General features: G+C 64.3%; 2 protein-coding genes. Both read left to right on the top strand.

The window, feature by feature from the left end; translation table 11 throughout:
• Positions 1-179: 179 nt before the first annotated feature.
• A complete protein-coding gene (gene istA, locus G0Q01_RS23435) occupies positions 180-1,706 on the top strand; it encodes an IS21 family transposase (protein ID WP_164213910.1) in 1,527 nt (508 codons plus the stop codon).
• The gene (gene istB, locus G0Q01_RS23430) at positions 1,703-2,569 is read left to right on the top strand and encodes an IS21-like element helper ATPase IstB (protein WP_017467646.1); all 867 of its coding nucleotides are present in this window, start codon (positions 1,703-1,705) and stop codon (positions 2,567-2,569) included. The genes istA and istB overlap by 4 nt, the downstream gene beginning before the upstream one ends.
• Positions 2,570-2,658 lie beyond the last annotated feature (89 nt).

Below are 2,658 nucleotides of genomic sequence, written 5' to 3'. Positions count from 1 at the left end.
TGTGCAGCGACACCGCTGGTGAAACAGCGCGACATTGCAGGTGGTGATTTTGGGGGAAGCGGAAGCCGGGCGTAGCCCGGATGTAGCTTCCCCCAAAATCTCGCGCGGGTTTACCCCGTGCGGTTGGCGGTGACGGCGGTCAGGGTGGTCCGATCTTCGACGACCAAGAAGAGGATCGGATGCCCGGCCGTTTCATCACCGACCGACAACACGAGGATTACATGACCCTTCGACAGCATCACACGCAAAAGATTGCGGCAGCCAAGGCCGGCTTCAGTGTCAGCACCGGAGCCCGGATCGAACGCGACCCCCGCCCTCCATCTCAGAAACGACGTGAGCGCCGACACGGAGGCGGCAAACCCGACCCTTTGGCCGGCCTTTGGGATGAAGAGATCGTTCCGCTGATCGAAGCGACACCGGGCCTTCGGCCGATCGCGGTGCTCGAGGAGATGCAGTACCGTCATCCGGACCGGGACCTGAGCTCTGCGCGCCGCACCTTGGAGCGCCGGATGCGGCTTTGGCGCGCCGAACACGGGCCGGACAAGGAAGTGATCTTCCGCCAGTCACACCCGCCGGGACGGGAGGGCATGTCCGACTTCTTCGACGCGCGCGCGCTCGGCGTCACGATTGCCGGAGTGCCCTTGGCGCATCGGATCTATCACTTCACCCTGGTCCACTCGGGCTGGGAGCATGCCGAGGTGGTGCTTGGTGGCGAGAGCTACACCGCCTTGGCTGGCGGATTGCAGAACGCCCTATGGCTTCTCGGCGGCGCCCCGCGCGAACATCGGACGGACAGCTTGTCGGCCGCCTTCGCCAATCTCGATCGGGATGCCCGAGAGGACCTGCGCACACGCTATGACGCGCTGTGTGCCGACTACGGCATGGAAGCGACCCGGAACAATCGCGGCATTGCACACGAAAACGGGTCTATCGAGAGCCGGCACGGGCATCTCAAGACCCGCTTGGAGCAGGCCCTGCTGCTGCGTGGCAGTCATGACTTCGATGAGTTGGACGGCTGGCGACACTTCGTGGCCCAGGTTGTCGCGCGCCACAATGCACGGCATCGGGACCGCCTGAGGGTCGAACGGCCACATCTGCAGCCGCTTCCGGCGCGCCGTAGCTGTGATTACGACGAGGCGCGCGTGCGGGTGACCTCGTCGGGCGGCTTCGTGTTCCGAAAGGTGTTCTACACCGTTCACTCTCGCCTGATCGGCTACGAGCTGAAGCTGCGCATCTTCGATGATCGCCTGGAGTTGTTCCTCGGCGGCACACCCCTCGAGACCCTACCGCGCGGGCGCCCGCCTGCCGGCGGACGTGGGGGCCATGGCTATGTCGTTAGCTACCATCACGTCATCCACAGCTTGCGGGCCAAGCCTCAGGCCTTCGCCAACCTGACCTATCGCGACGCGCTCTTCCCTCGCACGGAATACCGCCGATGCTGGGACGCGCTGACGGCTGCCGGACCGCTGCGGCAAGCCTGCCGGATCATAGTCGGCCTGCTGTGGCTCGCCCATGATCAGACCTGCGAGGCGGAATTGGCCGCCGCCCTCTCGGCAATCCTTGCCCGAGGCGAACTTCCGGTCCTCGGGGACCTGCGCTCCCGCTTCACGCGGACCGAAGGCGATGGTGGGCCCGATGTCCCGGTCTGCATCCCCTCTGCCGGCAGCTACGATGACCTGATCCAAGGACAGGGAGCGGCCGCATGAGCATGACCGTGGAAACCGCAACACTGCCGACCTTACTGACGGCGCTCAGGCTGCCCACGGTTGCCCGCCTCTGGCCGGAGTTCTGCACCCGTGCCGACAAGGAGGGTTGGCCGGCCGAACGCTTGTTGGCGGCGCTGTGCGAGCTGGAGCTGAGCGAGCGGGAACAGCGCCGCATCCAACGCCATCTTGCCGCTGCAAGACTGCCGCAAGGGAAAACGCTCGACGCCTTCGACTTCCTGGCGGTCCCCACCTTGAGCCAGGCCCGCGTCAGAGCGCTGGTCGAAGGCGACAGCTGGCTGCAGGCAGGGCACAATTTGCTGGCCTTCGGCCCGCCCGGCTCGGGCAAGACGCACCTCGCGGGGGCCATCGGATACGAACTCATCCAACGAGGGTACCGTGTGCTTATGGCAAGAACGTCGGACCTGGTCCAACGCCTGCAAGTGGCGCGGCAGGACCTGGCGCTCACTCAGGAGATCGCGAAGCTCGACAAGTTCGACCTGCTCATCCTCGACGACCTGTCGTACGTGCGAAAAGATCAGGCCGAGACCAGCGCCCTCTTCGAGCTCATCTCCGCACGATACGAGCGGCGCTCTATCATGATTACGGCCAATCAGCCGTTCAGTGGTTGGGACGCCATCTTCCCCGACAGGGCGATGACCATCGCCGCCATCGATCGGCTCGTTCACCATGCGACAATCTTCGAGATGAACGTCGAAAGCTACCGACGCCGTGCAGCCTATGCCGCCGCGACATCGCTCAGCGACATCGAAGATGACCGCGACAAACAACAGCCCGAAAAGGAGATCGCCACAGCAAAGGACAACTCGCGGCCAGCGACATTGAGCAGCGACATCGAAACTTGATCTGACGGCCGCAAACCGGCACCGTCAAAAAACGTCACCGTCATCCACCTGCGATGTCGCTCAGCACTCAACTGCGATGTCGCGCCACA

The sequence above is a fragment of the Salipiger sp. PrR007 genome (assembly GCF_010499845.1).
Lineage (GTDB): Bacteria > Pseudomonadota > Alphaproteobacteria > Rhodobacterales > Rhodobacteraceae > Salipiger > Salipiger pacificus_A.
This window is presented reverse-complemented; position numbering and strand designations above follow the sequence as displayed.